The following is a 26,073-nucleotide window of genomic DNA, read 5'->3' as shown; positions in this document are numbered from 1 at the left end:
ACCAACCCAGTGTCGTAGAACAAAGTTGATGGCCACCTGAAGCAAGTTCCGCAGTCGCTAACTCCGCTACGCACAGGGGGACTGTCGCTCTTCACCCGTCTTGCATAAACCAGGCGGACGATAGTCCACACCAGGCAATAATCCACATCAGCAAACGTTGCCGTTCTATCTGTTCGCCATCAGGAACGAGCCCCCATCGGCTGAGCCAGCCATTGACTACAGATTTATCCAATGCGGCCCTTTATTTGATTGAGCCTTAAGGCGAAAAAGCATACTGTTACTCTACTTTATAGGGAAATACATGAACAACGTTGCCTGCCAGTAGATACAATCCAAGGCTCTCGGTTCTTTGCTTAACTTCTTCAAAAGGAAGTTGCGGATCGGGCTCGCGTCCCCCCCAGACCAGCAGCCCACTTTTGGCATAATGCTCCATGAACTCCAGAGTTTTGCCATTATCAAGCGCGATAACCACCCTGTTTTGTTTTACCGGTTGCAAAGAACCGTCATCATCAGCAATAAACATTCCTGTAACACCGGAATCAGCTTCTTTAATCGGCAGTGGTGAAACAATCATGCCATTGGCCGCTACCGGTTTAAAATCCAGTTGCGAGGTGTTCACTTCTTCTGACGTCTGATACGGAATTCTGCCCCCCCAAATATGAAGCCCTTCAGGAATTCCCTCTGGTAAAGGTTGTGGGCTACCAGCCAGTTCAAGCGATTTGCCATCAGCAAACTCAACAACAATACTGCGACCGTTTTGTAAGGTTAAATCGCCATTCTGGTCAATAATATAGATCTTCATATCATCCTGTCTCCGCTGTTTATAATGCTTGTGATTGATGCTCAGGAAAATGAAAGTGGAAAGAGCCAATAAACAGCTGCCATCGTTGAAACACTCAATAAGATACTGATAATGAAATAAGTTTTGAATGGCTGTTTCTGTGTTTTATGATGAAAGAGTTGTTGGCCCACAATCGCGCCAGGCCACCCGCCCACCACGCCAAACACCAGCAAAGTGGATTCAGGCACTCTGCGCCAGGCCCTGCGCGCCGCCATTTTATCTGCGCCGTAAATGACCAGCGTCAAAACATTAGCAAGCAGACACCACATGACAAAGGGATGTGAGGTGAACATACTGCCTGACGCGGCCAAAATCAGTAGCAAGTAACAGAAACGATTGAGAGTCATTTTATTAGTCGTGGAATAGCTCAGAATGCATCAAAGCCGCATTATACGTCATACATGCCAAAGCGCCGAGCGGAGCATGGCAATGCAGAAATAGTCGATACAGTGTAATCTGCTCCACTGAGTGTGCTTAATGGCATTCGGAGAGTTATCCGCACCCGCACATTTTCGATGAGATTTGCTAACCCTTTGAGCGTCTGGTGATTTTGATGAAGAAGCTGTTTGTGCAGTTTTATCTCCTGCTGTTTGTCTGCTTTCTGGTGATGACCCTACTGGTCGGTCTGGTATACAAATTCACCGCAGAACGCGCAGGCCGGCAGTCGCTCGACGATTTGATGAAAAGCTCGCTATACCTGATGCGTAGTGAGTTACGCGAAATCCCGCCACGTGACTGGGGTAAGACGCTAAAAGAGATGGATTTGAACCTCTCTTTTGACCTGCGTGTTGAGCCGCTAAATAAATACACACTGGACGCGCCAACCATGCTGCGTTTGCGCGAAGGCGATATCGTCGCGCTTGACGATCAGTACACCTTTATTCAACGGATCCCTCGCAGTCACTATGTACTGGCCGTTGGCCCGGTCCCGTATCTCTATTTTCTCCATCAAATGCGCTTGCTGGACATCGCGCTGATGGCATTTATTGCTATTTCTCTGGCCTTCCCGGTGCTTATCTGGATGCGTCCGCACTGGCAGGAAATGCTCCGACTGGAAGCCGCTGCACAGCGTTTTGGCGAAGGGCATCTGGGTGAGCGCCTCCATTTTGACAGTGGTTCCAGCTTTGAGCGATTGGGCGTGGCGTTTAATCAGATGGCAGATAATATCAATGCCTTAATCGCCAGTAAAAAACAGCTTATCGATGGCATTGCCCATGAGCTTCGCACCCCACTGGTACGCTTACGCTACCGGCTGGAAATGAGCGATAACCTCACCGAGCAGGAATCGCTGGCCCTGAATCGTGATATTGGTCAACTGGAAGCGTTAATCGAGGAGTTACTGACCTATGCCCGGCTGGACCGCCCACAAAACGAATTAAAGCTCACGGTACCGGACCTGCCCGTTTGGCTGACAACCCATCTGGAGGATGTGCAAAGCGTAAACCCTGATCGAGCGGTGCGCTTATGCCATCTAAAGAGCGGCGACTATGGTGCGCTGGATATGCGCCTGATGGAGCGTGTCCTGGATAATCTCCTGAATAACGCCCTGCGCTATTGCCAGTCTACGGTACAAGCAAGCCTGCTATTAAACGGAAATCAGGCGACGCTGGTTGTGGAAGACGACGGACCCGGTATTGCACCTGATGCCCGCGCACAGATTTTTGAACCGTTTGTACGCCTTGATCCCAGCCGCGACCGGGCGACCGGTGGTTGCGGGCTTGGTTTAGCTATCGTACATTCAATCGCACTGGCAATGGGCGGCACGGTCGTCTGCGATGAAAGTGAGCTCGGCGGCGCCCGCTTTTGCTTCAGTTGGCCCGTCTGGCATGACATTCCTGAAATTTCACCTGCCTGACCCGTTCTGCTCGGTAGTCAGGTGGCAGATGTTATGCTATAAAAAAGTATGTTGTAACTAAAATGGTAACCCCAATGACCCGTTACGATCTCGTCGACCGCCTGAACGGCACCTTCCGCCAGATGGAACAAGAGCTGGCACTTCTGAATGAAAATCTGTTGCAGCAGACGCTGCTGATTGCACGCGTATTCTCGTTACCGGAAGTGGTTAAAGAAGCAGAACACGCCCCGCTACCGAGCATTGATGTTAAACAGCATTTAGGTAAAGAAGCAGAAACACTGGCGCTGCGCCACTATCGTCATTTGTTTATCCAGCAACAATCAGAGAATCGTAGCAGTAAAGCAGCTGTCCGCCTGCCTGGCGTGCTGTGTTATCAGGTGGATAATGCGACTCAACGTGATCTGGAAGCGCAAATACAGCGTATTAATCAGCTCAAAACCACCTTTGAGCGCATTGTCACAGTGGAATCCGGGCTCGCACCGGCAGCCCGTTTTGAATGGGTGCATCGCCACCTACCCGGGCTGATTACGCTGAATGCCTACCGTACACTTACCCTTGTCAGAGAACCGGCGACTCTGCGATTTGGTTGGGCCAACAAACACATTATTAAAAATCTGAAGCGCGATGAAGTGTTGCAGCAACTGGAAAAAAGCCTGACGTCGCCGCGTAGCGTACATCCCTGGACGCGTGAAGAGTGGCAGGCAAAACTTGAACGTGAATATCAGGATATTGCCGCTCTGGGGCAGCATGCGCGTCTGAAGATTAAACGACCGGTAAAAGTGCAGCCGATCGCCCGCGTCTGGTACAAAGGAGCACAAAAGCAGGTACAATACGCCTGTCCGACGCCATTGATCGCGCTGATCAACAATGAAAACGGTATGACCGTACCGGATATCGGCGAGTTACTGAATTACGATGCCGACAATGTCCAGCATCGTTTTAAACCTCAGGCGCAGCCGTTGAGATTGATTATTCCCCGGCTGCACCTGTACGTTGCTGATTAACTGCCAGGCCGCATGCTACCCACCATCAACTCCGGGCGTACCCAGTTGTCAAACTCCGCTTCGGTCAAATACCCCAGTGCCAGGGCGGAGGCTTTTAAGGTCAGCCCTTCTTTATGCGCTTTTTTGGCAATTTCAGCCGCTTTATCGTAACCGATATGGGTATTGAGCGCGGTCACCAGCATTAGCGACTCGTTAAGCAGCTGATCGATTCGTTCACGGTTGGGCTCAATCCCCGTTGCGCAATGCTCGTTAAAGCTTTCCATACCGTCTGCCAACAGCCGTACCGACTGCAGGAAGTTGTGGATGACCATTGGTCGGTAAACGTTGAGCTCAAAATTACCCGACGCCCCCCCCATGTTGATCGCGACATCGTTGCCCATCACCTGACAGCAAAGCATGGTTAGCGCTTCACACTGGGTAGGATTGACCTTGCCCGGCATGATCGAGCTGCCCGGTTCATTTTCCGGAATCGAAATCTCACCAATGCCACAACGCGGACCGGATGCCAGCCAGCGCACATCGTTGGCAATTTTCATCAGCGACGCCGCCAGCCCTTTTAGCGCGCCGTGGGCATGAACTAGCGCGTCACAGGTGGCGAGCGCTTCAAACTTATTCGGTGCGGTAGTGAACGGCGCACAGGTGATGACTCGCAGTTCATCCGCGACCCGCCGGGCATACTCCGGATGGGTGTTGAGTCCGGTCCCTACCGCTGTTCCACCAAGCGCCAGTTCCGCTACATGCGGCAAGCTGTTTTCAATGTGCTTCAGGCTATGTTCGAGCATTGCCACCCAGCCGGAAATCTCCTGGCCCAGCGTCAACGGTGTGGCATCCTGCAGATGCGTACGACCAATTTTGACAATATTCGCAAACGCGTGGGATTTATCGCTTAACGTTTTGGTTAACATCTGCAATTGCGGGATCAGCGATTTGCGCAGTGCCAGCAGCGCGGCAACGTGCATTGCAGTCGGGAAAACATCGTTTGAACTTTGGCTTTTATTGACATCGTCATTGGGGTGTACTTTACGCTCCATCCCCCGCACGCCGCCCAGCAATTCGCTGGCCCGGTTTGCCAGCACCTCGTTCATGTTCATATTGCTTTGCGTACCAGACCCGGTCTGCCAGATGGCCAGCGGAAACTCATCAACGTGCTTATCCGCCAACACCTCATCTGCCGCCTGCATAATTGCGCGGGCTTTATCCTCCGCCAGCAGTCCGAGATCCTGGTTAACCTTTGCTGCGGCGCGTTTCGTCAGCGCAAGCGCGTGGATCAGCGAGACCGGCATTTTCTCCGTAGAGATACGAAAATGCTCCAGCGATCGTTGGGTTTGCGCGCCCCAAAGCTTATCAGCCGGGACATCAATCGCCCCCATTGAATCATTTTCGCGGCGTACCGTTACCATTACCTGCTCCTCACATTAACAATTGATTAGGTTATGTTTCGACATTGCCCACTTGCGTTGGTCTTATGAGTATTAACGAGGATAAAACTGTCGTTTGGTGGTTCGTGCGGTAAAAAAAAACCGCCCCGTAGGGCGGCTGACGTTACTTAACGCAGCGTGCGCACTGCGACGTCTGAATCTGCTGGAAGAAATCATTGCCTTTGTCATCCACCAGGATAAACGCCGGGAAATCTTCCACTTCAATTTTCCAGATGGCTTCCATCCCCAATTCAGGGTATTCCACACACTCCAGACTCTTGATACTGCCCTGCGCCAGTACAGCCGCAGGACCGCCAATACTGCCTAAGTAGAAACCGCCGTGCTTATGACAGGCATCGGTAACCTGCTGGCTGCGGTTGCCTTTCGCCAGCATGATCATGCTCCCACCAGCGGCCTGAAGCTGGTCAACATACGAGTCCATACGCCCGGCTGTGGTCGGACCAAGCGAACCAGAGGCGTAGCCCTCTGGCGTTTTTGCCGGACCGGCGTAATAGATCGGGTGATCTTTAACATACTGCGGCAAACTTTCACCGTTATCCAGACGTTCTTTCAGTTTCGCATGAGCAATGTCTCGGCCAACGATGATTGTACCATTGAGCGACAGTCGCGTAGAAACCGGATACTGCGACAGCTGAGCCAGGATCTCTTTCATCGGACGATTGAGATCAACGCGCACCGCTTCCCCCTCTCCAGCCTGACGCAACTCTTCTGGAATGTACTTGCCTGGATTATGTTCCAGTTTTTCGATCCAGATACCTTCGCGGTTGATTTTAGCTTTGATATTACGGTCAGCAGAGCAAGAGACTCCCATTCCGACCGGACACGACGCGCCGTGACGCGGCAGGCGGATTACGCGGATATCATGAGCAAAGTACTTCCCGCCAAACTGGGCGCCCAGCCCCAAATTTTGCGCCTCAATCAGCAACTCTTTTTCCAGCTCCACATCGCGGAATGCCTGGCCATGTTCGTTACCTTCGGTCGGCAGCTCATCGTAGTATTTAGCAGACGCCAGTTTCACCGTTTTCAGCGTGGCTTCCGCTGATGTTCCACCGATTACAAACGCAATATGGTACGGCGGGCAGGCCGCTGTTCCCAGCGTTCGCATCTTCTCAACCAGGTAACTTTTTAATTTTCCTGGCGTGAGCAGTGCTTTGGTTTCCTGGTACAGATAGGTCTTATTCGCCGAACCACCGCCTTTAGCAATGCACAGGAATTTGTATTCATCGCCGTCGACAGTATACAAATCTATTTGTGCTGGCAGGTTGGTACCGGTGTTCACCTCTTTATACATATCCAGCGCGGCGTTTTGTGAATAGCGCAGGTTATCTTCGATGTAGGTGTCATACACACCGCGCGCCAGCGCCGCTTCATCACCGCCGCCGGTCCAGACGTGCTGGCCTTTTTTACCCACAATAATCGCGGTGCCAGTGTCCTGGCAGGTCGGCAAAATACCTTTTGCCGCAATGTCAGAGTTACGCAGGAATTGCAGTGCCACATATTTGTCGTTTTCGCTGGCCTCAGGGTCACGCAGAATATCGGCTACCTGCTGTTGATGCGCAGGACGCAGCATAAACGATGCGTCATGGAACGCCTGACGAGCCAGCAAAGTTAATGCTTGCGGCGCAACTTTGACAACCTCCTGCCCTTCAAATTCGGCAACGGAGACATGGTCGCTGGTCAGCAGATAGTATTCGGTATCATCCTTTTTGAGGGGAAAAGGATGTTGATAATGAAAGGGTTTGTTTGACATTGTGCTCTCACTTACTGCTCGGTCTGGTTATTCTCTGGGCAGATGTTCCATTGCCCTGCTTCCCTGCCGCAGGTCGGGTTGCAGAAGGAAGGGCTTTCCGCAACCGGAATTACTCAGGGTATTAAAAGCGAGTCACCATATCCTACACAATTTTTTAACAAAAACTGAGACAAGGACGACTTTTTACATGTGCAGGTTACTTCCCCACGGGTTTCTTGCTTTAATAGCCGTAGAAAATTCCACATTGAAACAGGGCTTGAGCATGCAAAAACTCATCAACTCAGTGCAGAACTATGCCTGGGGAAGTAAAACTGCGTTAACGGAACTTTATGGGATTGCCAATCCCACTCAGCAGCCGATGGCTGAGCTGTGGATGGGCGCGCATCCGAAAAGCAGTTCGCAGGTTATGGGCGCTAACGGCCAGACGATCGCGTTGCGCGACGTCATCGAGAATGACAAATCCGCACTGTTAGGCGATGCCGTTGCGAAACGCTTTGGTGAACTGCCTTTCCTGTTTAAAGTACTCTGCGCCGCGCAACCTCTTTCGATTCAGGTCCATCCTAACAAACACAACTCTGAAATCGGTTTTGCTAAAGAAAACGCGGCGGGGATCCCGATGGATGCCGCTGAGCGTAACTACAAAGACCCTAACCACAAGCCGGAACTGGTTTTTGCTTTAACCCCTTTCCTGGCGATGAATGCATTTCGCGAGTTCTCAGACATTGTTGCATTGTTACAACCGGTTTCCGCAGCGCATCCGGCTATTGCACATTTCCTGCAGGAACCGAATGCCGAACGTCTGAGCTATCTTTTCGCCAGTTTGCTGAATATGCAGGATGAGGAGAAATCCCATGCGCTGGCGATCCTGAAATCCGCGCTGAACAGCCAACAGGGTGAACCCTGGCAAACCATTCGCCAGATCGCTGACTTCTACCCGAACGACAGCGGGCTCTTCTCCCCACTGTTACTGAATGTGGTGAAACTTAATCCTGGCGAAGCGATGTTCTTATTTGCTGAAACTCCACACGCCTACCTGCAAGGTGTGGCGCTTGAGGTAATGGCCAACTCAGACAACGTGCTGCGCGCCGGACTGACGCCAAAATATATTGATATTCCCGAGCTGGTCGCCAACGTTAAGTTCGTCGCCAAGCCTGCGAACCAATTGCTGACGACACCGATAAAAACTAATAGCGAGCTGGACTTCCCCATTCCGGTAGACGATTTCGCATTTTCTCTGCATGAACTGACCGCCGATGGCGCAGATATCAACCAGCAAAGTGCGGCCATTTTGTTCTGCATTGAGGGTGAAGCCGTGCTGAGCAAAGGCGAGCAGCGTCTGGTGTTGCAGCCGGGTGAATCGGCCTTTATTAGTGCGAATGAATCACCGATAAACGTCAGCGGCACGGGTCGTTTAGCTCGGGTTTATAACAAGCTGTAGCAAGATACTGATATTTTTAACATCTCTTGCTAAGCTGTAGTAGGTTAGAGACATGTCACTCCTCCAGGCGTCTTCAAGCGTCTGGTTTTATTATATGGATATCAAAATGAAAAAATCGCTGGTAGCTGCGGGTGTGGTGGTTGCACTGGGTATCGTCTGGACGGGCGGCGCCTGGTACACAGGAAAAAAACTCGAAACGCATCTCGCCGAGATGGTGACGCAGGCAAACGATCAGTTAAAACGCTACTCTCCCGAGGCTGGCATTGAACTGAGTTATCAGAACTACCAGCGCGGCGTGTTCAATAGCCAACTGCAGTTGGTGGTAAAACCTATTGCCGGACAGGCAGATTCCTGGCTGAAACCGGGGCAAAGTATTGTCCTGAATGAAACGGTGGATCACGGTCCTTTCCCGCTGGCCCAACTGAAGTCACTGAATCTGGTTCCAGCGATGGCCTCCGTGAAAACGACGCTGGTGAATAACGACGTTACCAAACCACTGTTTGATATTGCCAAAGGCGAGACGCCATTCGTCATTAATTCGCGCATTGGCTACAGCGGGAATACCCGTTCCGATCTTACTCTCAAACCACTGAACTACGAGAAAGGCGATGAAAAAGTCGCCTTTAGCGGCGGTGAGTTCCAGTTTACCGCTGACAAAGACGGTAATGCGGTGTCGTTAACTGGCGATGCGCAGAGTGGTCTGGTTAATGCGGTTAATGAGTATGATCAGAAAGTACAAATTACGTTCAATAACCTGAAAACTGAAGGTTCCAGCAGTATCGCCAGCTTTGGTGAACGCATTGGCGACCAGAAACTGTCACTCGAAAAACTGTCGATTTCAGTCGAAGGCAAAGAGTTAGCGGTTCTGGAAGGCATGGGCATCGATGGTAAATCCGATCTGATCAACGATGGCAAAACCGTCAACAGCCAGTTGGATTACACCCTGAATAGCCTGAAATTGCAGGGTCAGGATATGGGGAGCGGTAAGCTGACGCTGAAAGTTGGCCAGATTGACGGGGAAGCACTGCATCAGTTTAGTCAGCAATACAGCGCCCAAACCAAAGCGCTGATGGCGCAGATTGATGTGGTACAGAACCCTGAGCTCTATCAACAGAAAGTCACTGAAGCCTTCTTTAATGCGCTGCCGATTCTGATGAAAGGCGAACCGGTTATCACCATTGCCCCACTGAGCTGGAAGAATGCAAAGGGTGAAACCGCATTTAACCTGTCCCTGCTGCTAAAAGATCCGACCACAAATACCGTGGAGCCGCAAACGCTGGCTCAGGAAGTGGACCGTTCAGTCAAATCACTGGATGCGAAGCTGACAATCCCTGTCGATATGGCGACCGAGTTCATGACGAAGATTGCCAAACTGGAAGGATATCAGCAGGAAGAAGCGGCGGATCTGGCGAAGCAACAGGTTAATGGCCTGGCGGCAATGGGCCAGATGTTCCGTATTACGACGCTGCAGGACAACGTTATCGGCTCCAGCCTGCAATACGCTAACGGCCAGGTAACGCTGAACGGGCAAAAAATGCCACTGGATGAGTTTGTTGGTATGTTCGGTATGCCTTCTCTGGCAGAACCGGATGCTCCAGCCATCCCTCAACAGTAATCACGTCTCGATGACAGGCCCGATAACGTTGTTTGTCGGGCTTTTTTATTTCGCTGCCACCAGACGAGCGGAAAGCGTCAGATTGCGTGAATGACTTTCATCGTGGCCAATGCGTTGTAACATGCGTTCAGCAAGGGTGTATCCCATTTCACGCGCAGGCGTGCATGCCCAGATAATGGGAATATCGTCCAGCGCGTTTTCTGCCACATCGGCGAATCCGGCCAGCGAAATTTGCTGTTCGAAATAGCGATCTACGCCAATTTCACCACTCTGACGCCCCGCTCTCATCAGGCCAAACCAGGCACCTACGGCAATGATTTCGTTGTAGCATACCACCGCACTGATCGTTGGATTGCGACGTAATAGCGCCGTCACCTCTTCTGCGGCCTGCTTCTGACTGGATGAACATTCCAGCACCCACTCGCTATGAAACGGTAAACCATATTTTAGCAACGTAGCACAATAGCCGCCGACGCGCTCTGCGCGGGTCAATGAAGAACTCTTGCCACCCAGCCAGGCAATTCGTTGGTGTCCGTGGCGGATCAGATGTTCAACCAGTAACTGTGCAGCCTGCATGTTATCGGGCCTGACGGTGTCAACATCGTCCATATAGCTGGCTCGTGATGCAAAAACCACTGGGATCCCTTTGTCAGCAGCCAGCTGTTGCAGTGTGTCACTGCTGCCAGCTACCCCCGCGATCACCACGCCATCTACCCCTTGATTGAGTAACATCGCGAAACGCTGGGCCAGCTGGTCACCATCTTTCCCGCCGTGCAGTAAGAACACCATGCGCCCCTGTGCTTCTAACGCTTCCGTCAGGCCCGCCGTCAATTCGGCGTAAAATGGCGCAGAAAGATCGCGCACAATCAAACCAATAACACCGCTCTGCCCACCGCGCAATGCAGATGCTTGCCGGTTACGTACAAATCCCAGTTGCTCAATAGCAGCATTCACCCGTTCGCCGGTCGCTGATGAAATTCGCCCTTTTCCACTAAGCACCAATGAGACAGTACTGACCGAAACCCCTGCAGCCAGCGCAACATCATGGATGGTTATTTTTTTGGCTATAGCCATAAAAACAGAAAACTCCCTGATAACGTGATGGATAAAACGTTTTATCAATCACTTATATTTATACGCTCTATTATCGTTCGATAATGTGATTTGTACCGCACTAAAATTAGGTAAAACGTTTTATCTTTTCGCCATCATTAGTCAGCCAGCTTTTACAAGGAGTCGTTTGATGACGACGAGAACCACACCAAAAATAACGTTATGGGAATTTTTTCAGCAGTTGGGCAAGACCTTCATGCTGCCCGTCGCACTGCTCTCATTTTGTGGGATCATGTTGGGGATCGGCAGCTCGTTAAGCAGCCATGATGTCCTGACGCTGATCCCGGCGTTGGGGAATCCGCTGCTACAGGCCATCTTTACCTGGATGAGTAAAGTTGGCTCATTTGCGTTTAGCTTCCTGCCAGTGATGTTCTGTATCGCCATTCCTCTTGGTCTGGCGCGCGAGAACAAAGGCGTGGCGGCTTTTGCCGGTTTTGTCGGGTATGCGGTCATGAACCTTGCCGTCAACTTCTGGTTAACCGCCAAAGGTATCTTACCCACCACTGACGCGGCGATCCTGAAAGCCAACAACGTGCAAAATATTTTGGGGATCCAGTCGATCGATACAGGGATCCTCGGCGCAGTAATTGCCGGGATCATTGTCTGGATGCTACATGAACGCTTCCACAATATTCGCCTGCCGGATGCGCTGGCATTCTTCGGCGGAACCCGCTTTGTGCCTATCATTTCCTCGGTGGTGATGGGGCTGGTCGGGTTGGTTATTCCCCTGATTTGGCCGGTTTTCGCCATGGGTATTACCGGGCTCGGCCACATCATCAACAGCGCAGGCGAATTTGGTCCGATGCTGTTTGGTACCGGTGAACGTCTGCTGCTACCTTTTGGCCTGCATCATATTCTGGTGGCATTAATTCGCTTCACGGAGGCCGGTGGTACTCAGGAAGTCTGCGGTCATAGTGTGAGCGGCGCACTGACTATTTTCCAGGCTCAGTTGAGCTGCCCGACAACGCAAGGTTTCTCTGAAAGCGCAACTCGCTTCCTGTCCCAGGGTAAAATGCCGGCGTTCCTCGGTGGTTTACCGGGTGCGGCATTAGCGATGTACCACTGCGCGCGTCCTGAAAATCGTCATAAAATTAAAGGGTTATTAATTTCTGGTCTGATTGCCTGCGTTATTGGTGGCACTACCGAACCCCTCGAGTTCTTATTCCTGTTCGTCGCCCCGGTTCTGTATGTGATCCACGCCCTGTTGACCGGGCTTGGCTTCACCGTAATGGCGGTACTTGGCGTCACCATCGGTAATACTGACGGTAACCTGATTGACTTCGTGGTGTTTGGCATTCTGCACGGGCTGTCCACCAAGTGGTATCTGGTCCCTGTTGTAGCGGCGATCTGGTTTGCGGTGTACTACGTGATCTTCCGCTTCGCCATCACACGCTTCAATTTGAAGACGCCGGGTCGTGAAGTAGAACTTGCCAACAATATCGAGAAAGTCATGGCTGGAGCGCCTGGTAAATCGGGTTACAACGTTCCTGCTATTCTGGCAGCGCTGGGCGGTGCGGAAAACATTGTCAGCCTGGATAACTGTATTACCCGTCTGCGTTTGTCAGTAAAAGATATGTCGCTTGTTAACGTACAGGCTCTGAAGGACAATCGTGCCATTGGCGTAGTACAGCTCAATCAGCATAACCTTCAGGTCGTTATTGGTCCGCAGGTCCAGTCAGTAAAAGACGAGATCGCGGTTCTGATGAACACCGTACAGGCTTAAGGACAACACTATGTATGATTTTTCAAAGGTAGTGGACAGGCACGGTACCTGGTGTACTCAGTGGGATTACGTTGCCGACCGTTTTGGTTCAGCCGACCTGCTGCCGTTCACCATCTCCGATATGGATTTTGCCACCGCACCTTGTATTCTGGAGGCGCTGACTCAGCGCCTGTCACATGGCGTGCTCGGCTACAGTCGCTGGAAAAATGATGAGTTTCTGGCAGCGATTAGCCACTGGTTTCATACGCGTCATAATACGCAAATCGATCCTCAGTCGCTGGTGTATGGCCCCTCGGTCATCTATATGGTCTCGGAGCTGATCCGCCAGTGGTCTTGCGTGGGCGATGCGGTGGTTATTCATACCCCGGCGTATGACGCGTTTTACAAAGCAATTGAAGGTAATCAGCGCCAGGTAAGCGCAGTTGAGCTGGAAAAGCGCACTGACGGCTGGTACTGCGACATGACGGCGCTGGAGAATGCCCTGTCTCGTCCAGAGAGCAAAATTCTTCTGCTCTGCAGCCCACAAAATCCGACGGGCAAAGTGTGGACTCGCAATGAACTGGAAACCATGGCGGAACTGTGCGAACGCCACGGCGTTAAGGTTATTTCCGATGAGATCCATATGGATATGGTATGGGGAGAACAACCGCACATTCCGTGGAGTAACGTCGCGCGCGAAAACTGGGCTCTGCTCACCTCCGGCTCAAAGAGTTTTAATATTCCGGCATTAACCGGGGCTTATGGAATCATTGAGGATGCGCAAAGCCGCAATGATTACCTCAGCGCGTTGAAGGGTCGTGATGGTCTTTCCTCGCCTGCGGTGCTGGCGCTTAGCGCGCATATTGCCGCTTATCAACAAGGCGCAAGCTGGCTTGATTCGCTGCGCGACTATCTTGTCAGTAATCTGCATTACGTAGCCCAAGAGCTAAATGCGGCCTTCCCCGAACTTAACTGGCAGGTTCCGCAATCCACTTATCTGGCATGGATTGACCTGCGCCCGCTGAATATTGATGACCATGCCTTGCAGGATGCTCTCATCAACCAGCAGAGAGTCGCCATCATGCCGGGATATACCTACGGAGAAGAAGGTCGAGGTTTTGTGCGTCTCAACGCCGGATGTCCACGATCCAAGCTTGAAAAAGGCGTTCAGGGATTGATTAACGCCATCCATTCGGTACGCTAACTCAGTTTGCGCAATGAAATTATTCATTGCGCAACATAGATTTTTATCCCGATTTTTTCATATAATACGACGCACTTTACCTAAATACACGAGTGCGACCATGATTGATACTTCCCTCCCACTAACCGACGTCCATCGCCATCTTGATGGTAACATCCGTGCACAAACGATCCTCGATCTGGGTCGTCAGTTCAATTTGACGCTTCCGGCGCAAACACTTGAAACACTGATCCCTCATGTACAAATCACATCTACTGAGCCGGATTTAGTGAGCTTTTTATCCAAGCTCGACTGGGGCGTGAAGGTACTGGCCTCGCTGGATGCCTGTCGCCGTGTGGCATTTGAGAATATTGAGGATGCCGCACGTAACGGCCTGCACTATGTAGAATTACGTTTTTCCCCAGGCTATATGGCGATGGCGCATCAACTTCCCGTTGCTGGCGTAGTTGAAGCCGTCATTGCCGGCGTTCGCGAAGGCTGCAAGACCTTTGGCGTCGAGGCACGCTTAATTGGCATTATGAGTCGTACCTTCGGTGAAGCCGCCTGCCTGCAGGAGCTGGATGCGCTGTTAGCACACCGGGACCAGATTACCGCCCTGGATCTGGCCGGCGACGAGCTGGGCTTCCCGGGTAGTCTGTTCCTGTCGCATTTCAACCAGGCGCGTGACGCGGGATGGCGTATTACCGTGCATGCAGGTGAAGCCGCGGGACCAGAAAGCATCTGGCAGGCCATTAAAGAGCTGGGCGCTGAGCGTATTGGTCACGGCGTTAAAGCCGTTGAAGATCGTGCGTTGATGGATTATCTCGCTGAGCACCGGATCGGCATCGAATCCTGCCTGACATCGAACATTCAGACCAGCACCGTCGCCTCGCTGGCGACCCATCCGCTGAAGACATTCCTCGAGCACGGCGTGGTAGCCAGTTTAAATACGGACGATCCGGCGGTGCAAGGGGTGGATATTATTCATGAGTACACCATTGCCGCACCCGCTGCGGGGTTAACGCGCGAACAGATCCGCCAGGCACAAATCAACGGACTGGAAATGGCATTTCTGAGTAACGAAGAGAAACGTGCGCTGCGTGAGAAAGTTGCCGCAGCGTAACAGCAGTATCGCAGGTCGCTAATGCTTATCCGGCCTACGTTGGGTTTTTGTAGGCCGGATAACTGTGCCCGGGCACAGTTATCCGGCATTGGCGTAATCAGGCAAGGCACAATGTCGAACGATGCTTAGCTGATTCAATACCAAGCTCAATCAGTTCCATGATTTGGATCGCTTGTCTCGCCGGTACCGGGTTTTCACCGTGACCATTTAACGCATCACGAATGCCAGCATAATACGCAGGATAGTTGCCCGGTACGGTAAGCCAGGTCTCTTCAACCTGCTCTTCACCTTCAATTCGCGTCAATACGCCATCGCGCATGTCATAACCCCAATCCTCCTGAGGCAGTCGCTCGCCATTTTTCAGGCGCTCTTCCTGTGGGTCAAGACCATACTTCACATAGCTACCGCGCGAACCGTGTACAATATAACGGGCCGATTCTGCGGCTGCGAGCATGGTACCGTGCAGAATCACACGACGCTGCGGATACGTCAGAATGGCATGGAAGTAGTCCGTTGCTTGCGCCCCCGGGCGAAGTTGAGCCAGATCAACCGTCAAGCTGACGGGTAAACCAAACAGGTTAATCGCCTGATCCAAAAGGTGCGGTGCTAGATCATACCAGATACCGCTTCCCGGGCCGCCCTGTTCACGCCAACGGTCACGAACCTGCGGACGGAAACGATCGAAATGAGATTCGAAATACGCGACTTCCCCCAGCACACCATCCGCCAGCAGAGCTTTGAGCGTCAGAAAATCACTGTCCCAGCGCCGATTATGGAAAACAGACAGCACACGCCCGAGGCTACGCGCTAACGCATCCAGTTCGCGAGCTTGTGACAGTGTCACAGTGAAAGGCTTATCAACAACCACATGTTTGCCCGCTTCCAGCGCAGCCTTTGCTAACGGGAAGTGCGTATCATTAGGCGTGGGGATCACAATCAGGTCGATATTCGGATCGTTAAAAAGATGCTTAGGCTCAGCAACAACCGCGACCTGCGGCCAGTCTGCCTTCACTTTTGCTTCATCACTACTGGAAACTGCAACCAATTCCAGGCCCGGTGTGCCCACGATCAGCGGGGCATGGAAAGTTTTGCTGGCGTAACCATAGCCAATTAGCCCAACGCGGATGTTGTCGCTCATGTTATTGCCTCTCAATTCAGAACTGACCTATTTCACACCATACCCTGCAACGTCTCAATAGTTTAATAACCTTTACGCTACAAAGGTTGTTTCTTAACTTAAGTAAAACATATGCCACTTATGCTTAACTTGCCGCGAAAAAGAGGGAGAAATCGTTCCCAATTATCTTGCTGTATTATTGAGAGATTAGTAACATTTGCAGCCTGTGTTTATGGATAAATCAAAGCAAATGTCATCAGTAATGAATCGTCTTATTGAATTAACTGGTTGGATTGTTCTCACCGTCTCCGTGATCCTGCTGGGTATTGCCAATCATATTGACAATTACCAGCCGCCGGAGCCCGTTGCTACCGTGCAGAAGAAATAAGCATCTGCAGCACTTTTGCGCCCGGCAATTAACATGTGTTAGTTGCGTCTTATGGCTACAAAAGATCGAATTCTGTCAAAAAAAGCGAATTATGCCGCATCCTTCTCCGCAGCATATTGCCTGTGGTAGAGAAGCGCGTTACCCTTGCTGCAGGTGTGCATAACGCCTACTTTTCCACAGGTATGAACTCTCTTCTTACATTTGCGCGTAAATCCGCTTTTACCTGTGCACGTTGTTTATTTTTTATATTATCTACTCCGTTGGTATTATTTTATTAATATGGATCTTCATTTATGACTGTTCAGGATTACTTATTAAAATTCCGCAAAATCAGTTCACTCGAAAGCCTGGAAAAACTGTTCGACCATCTTAACTACACGCTCACCGACGACGGCGACATTATCAATATGTACCGTGCGGCAGACCACCGCCGTGCAGAGCTAACTTCGGGAGGCCGCCTGTTTGATGTTGGTCAGATCCCTAAATCAGTCTGGCATTACGTGCAATAAATAAGAAAGTAGCGCTTAACGTTAAAAGCTTTATAATAATTGCCCCAAAATAAAAGGCATGCTTGATCGCGCGCGTAAACCTGGAGAAGAGATGACTACCACACCGGCACAACGTATCGGAGGCTGGCTACTTGGGCCACTGGCCTGGCTGTTAGTCGCATTGCTGAGCGCTTCGCTGGCGTTACTACTTTACGTCACTGCGCTGGCTACACCGCAAACCTTCCAAACCCTGGGTGAACAAAGTACGGCCAATTTGTTGCTATGGGGCGTCTCCTTTATTACCGCAATCGCCATGTGGTATTACACACTGTGGCTGACGATTGCATTTTTCAAGCGCAGAGCCTGTGTGCCCAAGCACTATATTCTGTGGTTGTTGATTTCCGTGCTACTGGCGATTAAAGCGTTTGCTTTTTCACCGGTCCCGGACGCCTTTGCCGTGCGCCAACTGTTGTTCCCATTGTTAGCGGCAGCACTGTTGGTACCCTACTTTAAACGCTCGCAGCGCGTAAAAACAACGTTTGTGAACCCGTAATAACCCTACAGTTAACCTGTTGTCGCCTGTTCTGGATTGTCAGATAATAGGCGGCTTTTTTATTTCAGGCCGAAAAATGACTGATTACCTGTTGCTGTTTGTCGGAACTGTACTGGTCAATAACTTTGTACTGGTTAAGTTTCTGGGCCTTTGTCCATTCATGGGCGTTTCCAAAAAACTGGAAACCGCAATGGGTATGGGCCTTGCCACGACGTTTGTCATGACGCTGGCATCCATCTGCGCATGGCTGATTGATACCTGGATTCTAATCCCGCTCAATCTCATCTATCTGCGCACGTTGGCATTTATTCTGGTTATCGCTGTCGTTGTGCAGTTTACTGAGATGGTTGTACGCAAAACCAGCCCTGCACTTTACCGTCTGCTGGGGATCTTCCTGCCGCTGATCACCACAAACTGCGCGGTGTTGGGTGTGGCGCTTCTGAATATCAACCTCGGCCATAACTTTTTACAGTCGGCACTGTACGGTTTTTCCGCCGCTGTCGGCTTCTCGCTGGTGATGGTACTGTTCGCTGCTATTCGCGAACGCCTTGCTGTGGCAGATGTCCCGGCTCCGTTTCGCGGTAACGCAATTGCTCTAATTACCGCCGGTCTAATGTCATTGGCCTTTATGGGCTTTAGTGGTTTGGTGAAGTTGTAATGAATGCTATCTGGATTGCCGTTGCCGCAGTGAGTCTACTGGGTCTGGCGTTCGGCGCTATTTTGGGTTACGCCTCACGACGCTTTGCCGTCGAGGATGATCCGGTGGTGGAGAAAATTGATGAAATTCTACCACAAAGCCAATGTGGACAATGCGGTTATCCGGGCTGCCATCCTTATGCAGAAGCGATCGGCTCTCAGGGTGAAAAAATTAACCGTTGCGCACCCGGTGGTGAAGCTGTGATGTTAAAAATTGCCGCCCTGCTGAACGTCGACCCGCAGCCGATTGATGGTGATGAACATGATGTTACGCCCGTACGTATGCTGGCGGTCATTGATGAAAATAACTGTATCGGTTGCACAAAGTGCATTCAGGCCTGCCCCGTCGATGCGATCGTGGGCGCGACGCGCGCCATGCACACGGTGATGAGCGATCTCTGCACCGGCTGCAACCTGTGCGTTGATCCGTGCCCGACGCAGTGCATCGAGTTACGTCCGGTAGCCGAGACACCAGACAGCTGGAAATGGGATTTAAACACCATTCCTGTGCGCATCATTCCCGTGGAACAACATGTTTAAGTTATTCTCTGCATTCAGAAAAAATAAAATCTGGGACTTTGATGGCGGCATTCATCCACCAGAAATGAAGACTCAGTCAAACGGTACGCCGCTGCGGCAGGTTCCGCTGGCGCCACGTTTTGTTATTCCGCTGAAACAACATATTGGCGCGGAGGGTGAACTGTGCATCAGCGTGGGCGACACTGTTTTGCGAGGTCAGGCGCTAACCATAGGGCGTGGCAAAATGCTTCCGGTACATGCGCCAACGTCAGGCACCGTGGTGGCCATTGCCCCGCACTCTACCGCGCATCCATCGGCGTTAGCTGAGCTGAGCGTTATCATTGACGCTGATGGCGAAGACCGCTGGATTGAGCGCGACGGCTGGGCCGATTACCGCTCCCGCAGCCGGGAAGAACTGATCGCGCGTATTCATCAGTTTGGCGTAGCCGGACTGGGCGGCGCAGGTTTTCCCACCGGTGTAAAACTGCAGGGCGGCGGTGATAAAATTGAAACACTGATCATCAACGCCGCTGAATGCGAGCCGTATATTACAGCTGATGACCGCCTGATGCAGGACTGCGCGGCGCAGGTCGTCGAAGGTATCCGCATCCTGGCCCACATTCTTCAGCCACGTGAAATTCTATTGGGCATCGAAGATAACAAACTGCAGGCAATTTCCATGCTGCGCGCGGTGCTGGCTGATTCACACGATATCAGCTTGCGCGTGATCCCTACTAAGTATCCGTCCGGCGGGGCCAAACAGTTAACGCAAATTCTGACTGGCAAGCAGGTTCCCCATGGTGGACGCTCATCCGATATTGGCGTGCTGATGCAAAACGTCGGAACCGCCTATGCAATCAAACGTGCGGTAATTGACGGAGAACCGATCACCGAGCGTGTCGTGACGCTTACCGGGGAGGCCGTCAGTCGTCCAGGCAACGTCTGGGCGCGTTTAGGTACGCCAGTTCGTCATCTGCTCAACGACGCGGGCTTTTGTCCTTCCGCCGACCAGATGGTGATTATGGGTGGACCGCTGATGGGCTTTACGCTGCCATGGCTGGATGTACCGGTGGTCAAGATAACCAACTGTCTTCTGGCACCTTCTGCTAGTGAAATGGGTGAAACGCCAGAAGAGAAAGGCTGTATTCGCTGTAGCGCTTGCGCCGATGCCTGCCCGGCCGATCTCCTGCCACAGCAGCTTTATTGGTTCAGTAAAGGGCAACAGCACGACAAAGCCACGGCCCACAATATCGCCGACTGCATTGAATGCGGTGCCTGCGCCTGGGTATGCCCAAGCAACATTCCATTGGTGCAGTATTTCCGTCAGGAAAAAGCCGAGATTTACGCCATTAGTCAGGAAGAAAAACGTGCAGCTGAAGCAAAAGCGCGATTTGAAGCCCGACAGGCACGCCTTGAACGTGAAAAAGCTGCCCGTCTTGAACGTCACAAAAACGCAGCCGTTCAGCCTGCAGCGAAAGATCATGATGCCATTGCCGCCGCGCTGGCTCGCGTAAAAGAAAAGCAGGCTCAGGTGCTGCAACCCGTGGTGATTCAACCAGGCGAAAAACCTGACAATAGCGCCGTGATAGCCGCACGCGAGGCGCGTAAGGCGCAGGCTCGCGTGGCCCGAACGGAAAATCAGGCCCAGGTTGAAGAGAACAGCACAGGTAGTGACCCACGTAAAGCCGCCGTGGAAGCGGCAATCGCACGCGCCAAAGCCCGCAAGCTTGAGCAGCAGACAACAACGGAAACAGCCGAGCCGGTTGATCCCCGCAAAGCCGCCGTGGAAGCGGCAATCGCTCGTGCCAAAGCCCGCAAGCTTGAGCAGCAGACAGCACCGGAAACAGCCGAACCGGTTGATCCCCGCAAAGCTGCCGTGGAAGCGGCAATCGCTCGTGCCAAAGCACGCAAGCTTGAGCAGCAGACAGCAACGGCAACAGCCGAGTCGGTTGATCCACGTAAAGCCGCCGTCGCGGCCGCTATCGCACGCGCTCAGGCAAAGAAAGCCGCGCAGCAGCAGGTTGTTAACGAGGAATAAATGGTATTCAGAATAGCAAGCTCCCCTTATACCCATAACCAGCGCCAGACATCACGAATCATGATGTTGGTGTTACTTGCGGCGTTGCCGGGGATCGCCGCGCAGCTGTGGTTCTTTGGCTGGGGTACGTTGTTCCAGATAGTTCTGGCCGCCATCAGCGCTATCGCCGCCGAAGCGGGCGTGCTTAGACTGAGGAAACAACCCATCGTGCCAATTTTAAAAGACAACTCCGCGTTACTCACCGGGTTGTTGCTGGCCGTGAGTATTCCTCCGCTCTCCCCCTGGTGGATGGTGGTATTAGGCACGGTATTCGCGGTTATTATTGCTAAACAGTTGTATGGCGGTCTCGGTCAGAACCCGTTTAACCCTGCCATGATTGGTTACGTCGTGCTGCTAATCTCATTTCCGGTACAGATGACCAGCTGGCTGCCGCCGCACGAAATTGCGGCTACCGTGCCTGGGTTCTTTGACGCACTGAACGTTATCCTTAGCGGCCACACTGTCAGCGGCGGGGATATGAATACGCTGCGAATGGGCATTGATGGTATCAGCCAGGCAACACCTCTTGACACCTTTAAGACGTCATTGCATGCAGGGCGTACTGTTGAACAGGTGATGCAATACCCGATCTATAGCGGTGTGCTGGCAGGTGCAGGCTGGCAGTGGGTTAATCTTGCCTGGCTGGCAGGCGGGATCGTTCTGTTATGGCAGAAGGCGATTCGCTGGCATATCCCGGTTAGCTTTCTTCTGTCTCTCGCCGTTTGCGCCACCCTGGGATGGTGGATCTCACCGGAGTCACTCGCATCACCTCAGTTACACCTGCTTTCAGGCGCGACCATGCTGGGTGCATTCTTTATTCTTACCGACCCCGTTACAGCCTCGACAACTAACCGTGGCCGCCTGGTTTTTGGCGCACTTGCAGGTCTGTTAGTGTGGTTGATTCGCAGTTTTGGCGGTTATCCTGACGGTGTGGCCTTTGCCGTATTACTGGCAAATATCACGGTTCCCTTGATTGATTATTACACCCGCCCTCGCGTGTACGGACATCGCTAAGGAATTCCAATGCTGAAAACGATTCGTAAACACGGTATTACGCTGGCACTGTTTGCTGCGGGCTCAACGGGATTAACCGCGGCAATCAATCAATTAACCAAGTCCACCATTGATGAACAGGCCGCATTGCAGCAAAAAGCACTGTTCGATCAGGTTCTGCCAGGCGACCGCTACAATAATAACTTGTCTGAGAGCTGTTATCTGGTTAATGCGCAGGCGTTAGGTAAAGGTACTCACCGTGTGTATATTGCGCGCCAGGACGACCATCCCGTGGCAGCAATTCTTGAAGCTACAGCGCCAGATGGTTATTCCGGGGCTATTCAACTGCTGGTCGGTGTCGATTTTACGGGTACTGTGTTGGGTACGCGGGTAACCGAGCATCATGAAACGCCGGGACTGGGCGACAAAATCGAACTGCGGCTTTCTGACTGGATCACCCACTTTAGTGGCAAAACAATCGCTGCGGGTAACGACGCCCACTGGGCGGTAAAAAAAGACGGCGGTGACTTTGACCAGTTTACTGGCGCAACCATTACGCCGCGGGCGGTAGTGAATGCAGTAAAACGCGCCGGTTTGTATGCGCAAACGCTACCCGCACAGCTTCCTCAACTTAGCGCCTGTGGAGAATAAACCATGAGCGAAATTAAAGACGTTATTGTCCAGGGGTTATGGAAAAATAACTCCGCGCTTGTGCAGTTACTCGGGATGTGTCCGTTGTTGGCTGTTACCTCTACCGCCACTAACGCGCTGGGGCTGGGGCTCGCGACGACGCTCGTCCTGACGCTGACCAATCTGACGATTTCGGCCCTTCGTCGCTGGACACCGCCTGAAATCCGTATTCCAATTTATGTCATGATCATCGCCTCTGTGGTGAGTGCAGTGCAGATGCTGATTAATGCCTACGCCTTTGGCCTGTATCAGTCTCTGGGCATCTTTATCCCGCTGATTGTGACCAACTGTATTGTTGTTGGTCGTGCTGAAGCCTTCGCCGCCAAAAAAGGCCCAGCATTATCCGCGCTCGATGGTTTCTCCATCGGTATGGGGGCTACCGGCGCCATGTTTGTTCTGGGCTCACTGCGTGAAATAATTGGTAACGGTACACTATTTGATGGCGCCGACGGTTTGTTGGGTAGCTGGGCTAAAGTATTGCGCGTTGAGATCTTCCATACTGATACGCCGTTTCTGCTGGCCATGCTGCCACCAGGCGCGTTTATTGGTCTGGGCTTGATGCTGGCAGTTAAGTATCTTATTGATGAGAAAATGAAGAAACGTCGTGCCGAGGCGGCTGTCGTGGACAGTCCGGCTGGTGAAACAGGGAATGTGTCATGAACAAAGCTAAACGGCTGGAAATTCTCACTCGCCTGCGTGATAACAATCCGCATCCAACAACCGAGCTTAATTTTACATCACCTTTCGAACTGCTGATTTCGGTCTTGCTTTCCGCTCAGGCCACCGATGTCAGCGTCAATAAAGCAACGGCCAAGCTTTACCCCGTCGCTAATACGCCCGCCGCGATGCTGGAGCTAGGCGTCGAAGGCGTTAAGTCCTACATTAAAACAATCGGTTTGTTTAACAGCAAAGCGGAGAACGTGATTAAAACCTGCCGCATTTTACTGGAACAACACAATGGCGAGGTTCCGGAAGACAGAGCCGCATTAGAAGCCCTGCCTGGCGTTGGGCGCAAGACGGCGAATGTGGTGTTAAATACTGCCTTTGGCTGGCCGACTATTGCTGTAGATACCCATATTTTCCGGGTATGTAACCGGACACAATTTGCCCCTGGTAAAAACGTCGAACAGGTAGAAGAGAAGCTACTGAAAGTCGTACCCAGTGAATTTAAAGTCGATTGCCATCACTGGTTAATTCTTCATGGCCGCTACACCTGTATAGCCAGGAAGCCTCGTTGTGGTTCCTGCATCATCGAAGATCTCTGTGAATTCAAAGAGAAAGTTGATATCTGATGCTGCCGGGGCATCCTCTTTGCCCCTCGCATACATAACGATTAGTTATGCACTCCCTCGCAATAGTTTTCCCGACAATGATGCCATTCAATTACCCATCTCTAATGTAATATTCTTGTGAATTAGCGCCTGAGCAGGTTAATCGTTTTTTTAGTACTAGAAATTTCTATCTATACGTGATCAGGATCACGCAGCTAACACAATGTTAAAAAATATTTATTTTTTAGTTAAAGTGACAATCAGATGACCTAAGTGAACAGTTTATAAACAAAACATTACACTAGCTATTTTTCAGATATTGGCCTATATCACTGGATTAAACCGCAAATAGCAGAACATATCGCCACATTGCGGTTTTCACCGTAATTAAACAGTGTAAAAATCTGCCATTTTCTAAATGAAGAAATTTAACGCTAGATAACATTTCAGCGCCCCGACGATTTCACCAGTCATGATATATGTAACAGATTATTACAAACCACTTGTCTGAAGGGTCAAGATAGTGAACATTACTTGCCGTTTCCCCTCCCACTATAACAATCGGACGGATGAACTTGACTCATCACGTACCTGAACACCCCCGTTGATATGGGATGTAAAAAAAGAGGTAAAAGTGTCTACTGCAAACAATAAACCAACAGAAGGCGTGAGTTTAAACGCCTTCAAACAACCAAAAGCGTTCTATCTCATTTTCTCAATTGAGCTGTGGGAACGTTTTGGTTATTACGGCCTGCAAGGAATTATGGCCGTCTACCTGGTTAAACAACTGGGCATGTCAGAAGCGGATTCCATCACCCTTTTCTCCTCCTTTAGCGCCCTGGTATATGGCCTGGTTGCGATTGGCGGTTGGTTAGGTGATAAAGTTCTGGGTACAAAACGCGTCATTATGCTGGGTGCCGTTGTGCTGGCGATTGGTTATGCGCTGGTAGCATGGTCCGGTCACGATGCGGGTATCGTTTATATGGGTATGGCGGCCATCGCTGTCGGTAACGGTCTGTTTAAAGCAAACCCATCATCCCTGCTCTCTACCTGCTATGCCAAAGATGACCCGCGTCTTGATGGTGCATTTACCATGTACTATATGTCCGTCAACATCGGTTCATTCTTCTCTATGCTGGCAACGCCGTGGCTGGCTGCGCGTTACGGCTGGAGCACCGCGTTCGCACTGAGCGTCGTGGGTATGCTGATTACCGTGGTTAACTTCGCATTCTGCCAGCGCTGGGTTAAACAGTACGGTTCTAAGCCTGACTTTGAGCCAATCAACTTCCGTAACCTGCTGCTGACCATCGTTGGCGTTGTGGTGCTGATCGCGATTGCAACCTGGCTGCTGCATAACCAGCAGATCGCACGTATGGTTCTGGGTGTGATTGCCATTGGTATCGTGTTTATCTTCGGTAAAGAAGCCTTCACCATGAAAGGTGCTGCCCGTCGTAAAATGATCGTTGCCTTCATTCTGATGCTGGAAGCGATTATCTTCTTCGTGCTGTACAGCCAGATGCCGACCTCGCTGAACTTCTTCGCGATTCGTAACGTTGAGCACTCTATTCTTGGTATTGCTTTTGAACCTGAACAATACCAGGCATTGAACCCGTTCTGGATCATCATTGGTAGCCCAATCCTCGCCGCTATCTATAACAAGATGGGCGATACGCTGCCGATGCCAACCAAGTTTGCGATTGGTATGGTGCTGTGTTCCGGTGCGTTCCTGATCCTGCCGCTGGGTGCGAAATTCGCTACCGACGCGGGCATCGTTTCCGTTAACTGGTTGATCATCTGCTACGGCCTGCAAAGTATCGGTGAGCTGATGATCTCCGGTCTGGGTCTGGCAATGGTGGCACAGCTGGTTCCGCAACGCCTGATGGGCTTCATCATGGGGAGCTGGTTCCTGACCACTGCCGGTGCCAATATCATCGGTGGTTACGTGGCTAACATGATGGCGGTCCCAGAGAATGTGACTGACCCGCTGATGTCTCTGGAAGTCTACGGTCGCGTGTTCCTGCAGATTGGTGTTGCAACGGCGGTTATCGCTGTTCTGATGCTGCTGACGGCACCGAAACTGAATCGTATGACTCAGGACGACGAAGCCGATGAGAAAGCCGCTAAGGCCGCAACAGCGTAATTCTCAGGGAAACTTTCTTTCCGGCCGCTAACTGATGTTAGCGGCTTTTTTTTTGCCTGAGGTAGCACTACCATACGG

24 protein-coding genes are annotated in these 26,073 nt (G+C 51.6%); 18 read left to right on the top strand and 6 right to left on the bottom strand.

The window, feature by feature from the left end:
- Positions 1-277: 277 nt before the first annotated feature.
- Entirely contained in the window at positions 278-802 is a 525-nt protein-coding gene (locus ACU8YC_RS01495; protein WP_247604994.1) for a hypothetical protein, read from the bottom strand.
- Positions 803-843: 41 nt separating this feature from the next.
- Positions 844-1,188: a DUF1294 domain-containing protein gene (locus ACU8YC_RS01490; protein WP_151225423.1), complete on the bottom strand. Its 345-nt coding sequence runs from the start codon at positions 1,186-1,188 to the stop codon at positions 844-846.
- Between the two features lie 206 nt (positions 1,189-1,394).
- Between ACU8YC_RS01490 and rstB the strand changes: the two genes are divergently transcribed.
- The gene (gene rstB, locus ACU8YC_RS01485; protein WP_446894939.1) at positions 1,395-2,696 is read left to right on the top strand and encodes a two-component system sensor histidine kinase RstB; all 1,302 of its coding nucleotides are present in this window, start codon (positions 1,395-1,397) and stop codon (positions 2,694-2,696) included.
- Positions 2,697-2,770: 74 nt separating this feature from the next.
- Positions 2,771-3,700, top strand: a complete 930-nt coding sequence (gene tus / locus ACU8YC_RS01480) for a DNA replication terminus site-binding protein (protein ID WP_187252487.1) — start codon at positions 2,771-2,773, stop codon at positions 3,698-3,700.
- Here tus and fumC read toward each other — a convergent pair.
- Positions 3,697-5,100: a class II fumarate hydratase gene (gene fumC / locus ACU8YC_RS01475; RefSeq protein WP_187252488.1), complete on the bottom strand. Its 1,404-nt coding sequence runs from the start codon at positions 5,098-5,100 to the stop codon at positions 3,697-3,699. The genes tus and fumC overlap by 4 nt on opposite strands.
- 142 nt (positions 5,101-5,242) lie before the next feature.
- Positions 5,243-6,889: a class I fumarate hydratase gene (fumB, locus tag ACU8YC_RS01470; protein ID WP_446894938.1), complete on the bottom strand. Its 1,647-nt coding sequence runs from the start codon at positions 6,887-6,889 to the stop codon at positions 5,243-5,245.
- 262 nt (positions 6,890-7,151) lie between these two features.
- Here fumB and manA point away from each other — a divergent pair, with 262 nt between their 5' ends.
- Positions 7,152-8,327, top strand: coding sequence for a mannose-6-phosphate isomerase (gene manA / locus ACU8YC_RS01465; protein ID WP_151225421.1), 1,176 nt, complete (start codon positions 7,152-7,154; stop codon positions 8,325-8,327).
- Between the two features lie 106 nt (positions 8,328-8,433).
- Positions 8,434-9,942 (top strand): YdgA family protein, encoded by a 1,509-nt coding sequence (locus tag ACU8YC_RS01460; protein ID WP_446894937.1) that lies wholly within the window; start codon positions 8,434-8,436, stop codon positions 9,940-9,942.
- Positions 9,943-9,987: 45 nt separating this feature from the next.
- Here the strand turns inward: ACU8YC_RS01460 and ACU8YC_RS01455 are convergent, their stop codons facing one another.
- Positions 9,988-11,016 (bottom strand): Mal regulon transcriptional regulator MalI, encoded by a 1,029-nt coding sequence (locus tag ACU8YC_RS01455; protein ID WP_151219121.1) that lies wholly within the window; start codon positions 11,014-11,016, stop codon positions 9,988-9,990.
- 169 nt (positions 11,017-11,185) lie between these two features.
- On the opposite strand from ACU8YC_RS01455, the gene malX reads away from it, so the two are divergent.
- The 3 genes from malX to add all read left to right on the top strand — a co-directional run bounded on the left by malX (position 11,186) and on the right by add (position 15,063).
- Complete coding sequence (gene malX / locus ACU8YC_RS01450) at positions 11,186-12,778, top strand: maltose/glucose-specific PTS transporter subunit IIBC (protein WP_151225419.1); 1,593 nt, start codon at positions 11,186-11,188, stop codon at positions 12,776-12,778.
- 10 nt (positions 12,779-12,788) lie between these two features.
- Complete coding sequence (locus ACU8YC_RS01445; RefSeq protein ID WP_446894936.1) at positions 12,789-13,961, top strand: MalY/PatB family protein; 1,173 nt, start codon at positions 12,789-12,791, stop codon at positions 13,959-13,961.
- Positions 13,962-14,061: 100 nt separating this feature from the next.
- A complete protein-coding gene (gene add, locus ACU8YC_RS01440; protein ID WP_151219119.1) occupies positions 14,062-15,063 on the top strand; it encodes an adenosine deaminase in 1,002 nt (333 codons plus the stop codon).
- A 97-nt stretch (positions 15,064-15,160) separates the two neighbouring features.
- On the opposite strand, the gene ACU8YC_RS01435 is transcribed toward add, so the two are convergent.
- Positions 15,161-16,201 carry an oxidoreductase gene (locus ACU8YC_RS01435; protein ID WP_151225417.1) on the bottom strand — a complete coding sequence of 347 codons (1,041 nt, stop codon included), beginning with the start codon at positions 16,199-16,201 and terminating at the stop codon, positions 15,161-15,163.
- Between the two features lie 241 nt (positions 16,202-16,442).
- Between ACU8YC_RS01435 and blr the strand changes: the two genes are divergently transcribed.
- The 11 genes from blr to dtpA all read left to right on the top strand — a co-directional run bounded on the left by blr (position 16,443) and on the right by dtpA (position 25,995).
- Positions 16,443-16,568 carry a division septum protein Blr gene (blr, locus tag ACU8YC_RS01430; RefSeq protein WP_187253015.1) on the top strand — a complete coding sequence of 42 codons (126 nt, stop codon included), beginning with the start codon at positions 16,443-16,445 and terminating at the stop codon, positions 16,566-16,568.
- Between the two features lie 293 nt (positions 16,569-16,861).
- Positions 16,862-17,077 (top strand): transcription modulator YdgT, encoded by a 216-nt coding sequence (gene ydgT, locus ACU8YC_RS01425; RefSeq protein WP_151219116.1) that lies wholly within the window; start codon positions 16,862-16,864, stop codon positions 17,075-17,077.
- A 91-nt stretch (positions 17,078-17,168) separates the two neighbouring features.
- On the top strand, positions 17,169-17,609 hold the full coding sequence (locus ACU8YC_RS01420; protein WP_151219115.1) for a DUF2569 domain-containing protein: 441 nt from the start codon (positions 17,169-17,171) through the stop codon (positions 17,607-17,609).
- A gap of 76 nt (positions 17,610-17,685) precedes the next feature.
- On the top strand, positions 17,686-18,267 hold the full coding sequence (rsxA, locus tag ACU8YC_RS01415; RefSeq protein WP_003029144.1) for an electron transport complex subunit RsxA: 582 nt from the start codon (positions 17,686-17,688) through the stop codon (positions 18,265-18,267).
- On the top strand, positions 18,267-18,845 hold the full coding sequence (rsxB, locus tag ACU8YC_RS01410) for an electron transport complex subunit RsxB (RefSeq protein WP_006684670.1): 579 nt from the start codon (positions 18,267-18,269) through the stop codon (positions 18,843-18,845). The genes rsxA and rsxB overlap by 1 nt, the downstream gene beginning before the upstream one ends.
- Positions 18,838-20,862 (top strand): electron transport complex subunit RsxC, encoded by a 2,025-nt coding sequence (gene rsxC / locus ACU8YC_RS01405; RefSeq protein ID WP_446894935.1) that lies wholly within the window; start codon positions 18,838-18,840, stop codon positions 20,860-20,862. The genes rsxB and rsxC overlap by 8 nt, the downstream gene beginning before the upstream one ends.
- Positions 20,863-21,915 (top strand): electron transport complex subunit RsxD, encoded by a 1,053-nt coding sequence (gene rsxD, locus ACU8YC_RS01400; protein WP_252838354.1) that lies wholly within the window; start codon positions 20,863-20,865, stop codon positions 21,913-21,915.
- Between the two features lie 9 nt (positions 21,916-21,924).
- Positions 21,925-22,545: an electron transport complex subunit RsxG gene (rsxG, locus tag ACU8YC_RS01395; RefSeq protein WP_151225413.1), complete on the top strand. Its 621-nt coding sequence runs from the start codon at positions 21,925-21,927 to the stop codon at positions 22,543-22,545.
- A 3-nt stretch (positions 22,546-22,548) separates the two neighbouring features.
- Positions 22,549-23,244 (top strand): electron transport complex subunit E, encoded by a 696-nt coding sequence (locus ACU8YC_RS01390; protein WP_151219099.1) that lies wholly within the window; start codon positions 22,549-22,551, stop codon positions 23,242-23,244.
- Positions 23,241-23,876 carry an endonuclease III gene (gene nth / locus ACU8YC_RS01385; RefSeq protein WP_003029161.1) on the top strand — a complete coding sequence of 212 codons (636 nt, stop codon included), beginning with the start codon at positions 23,241-23,243 and terminating at the stop codon, positions 23,874-23,876. The genes ACU8YC_RS01390 and nth overlap by 4 nt, the downstream gene beginning before the upstream one ends.
- Before the next feature lie 613 nt (positions 23,877-24,489).
- Positions 24,490-25,995 carry a dipeptide/tripeptide permease DtpA gene (gene dtpA / locus ACU8YC_RS01380; protein WP_187252496.1) on the top strand — a complete coding sequence of 502 codons (1,506 nt, stop codon included), beginning with the start codon at positions 24,490-24,492 and terminating at the stop codon, positions 25,993-25,995.
- Positions 25,996-26,073 lie beyond the last annotated feature (78 nt).

Source organism: Citrobacter sp. VF227, from assembly GCF_052950715.1.
Note: the sequence above shows the minus strand (reverse complement) of the source record. Positions and strands in the feature narration are given on the sequence as shown.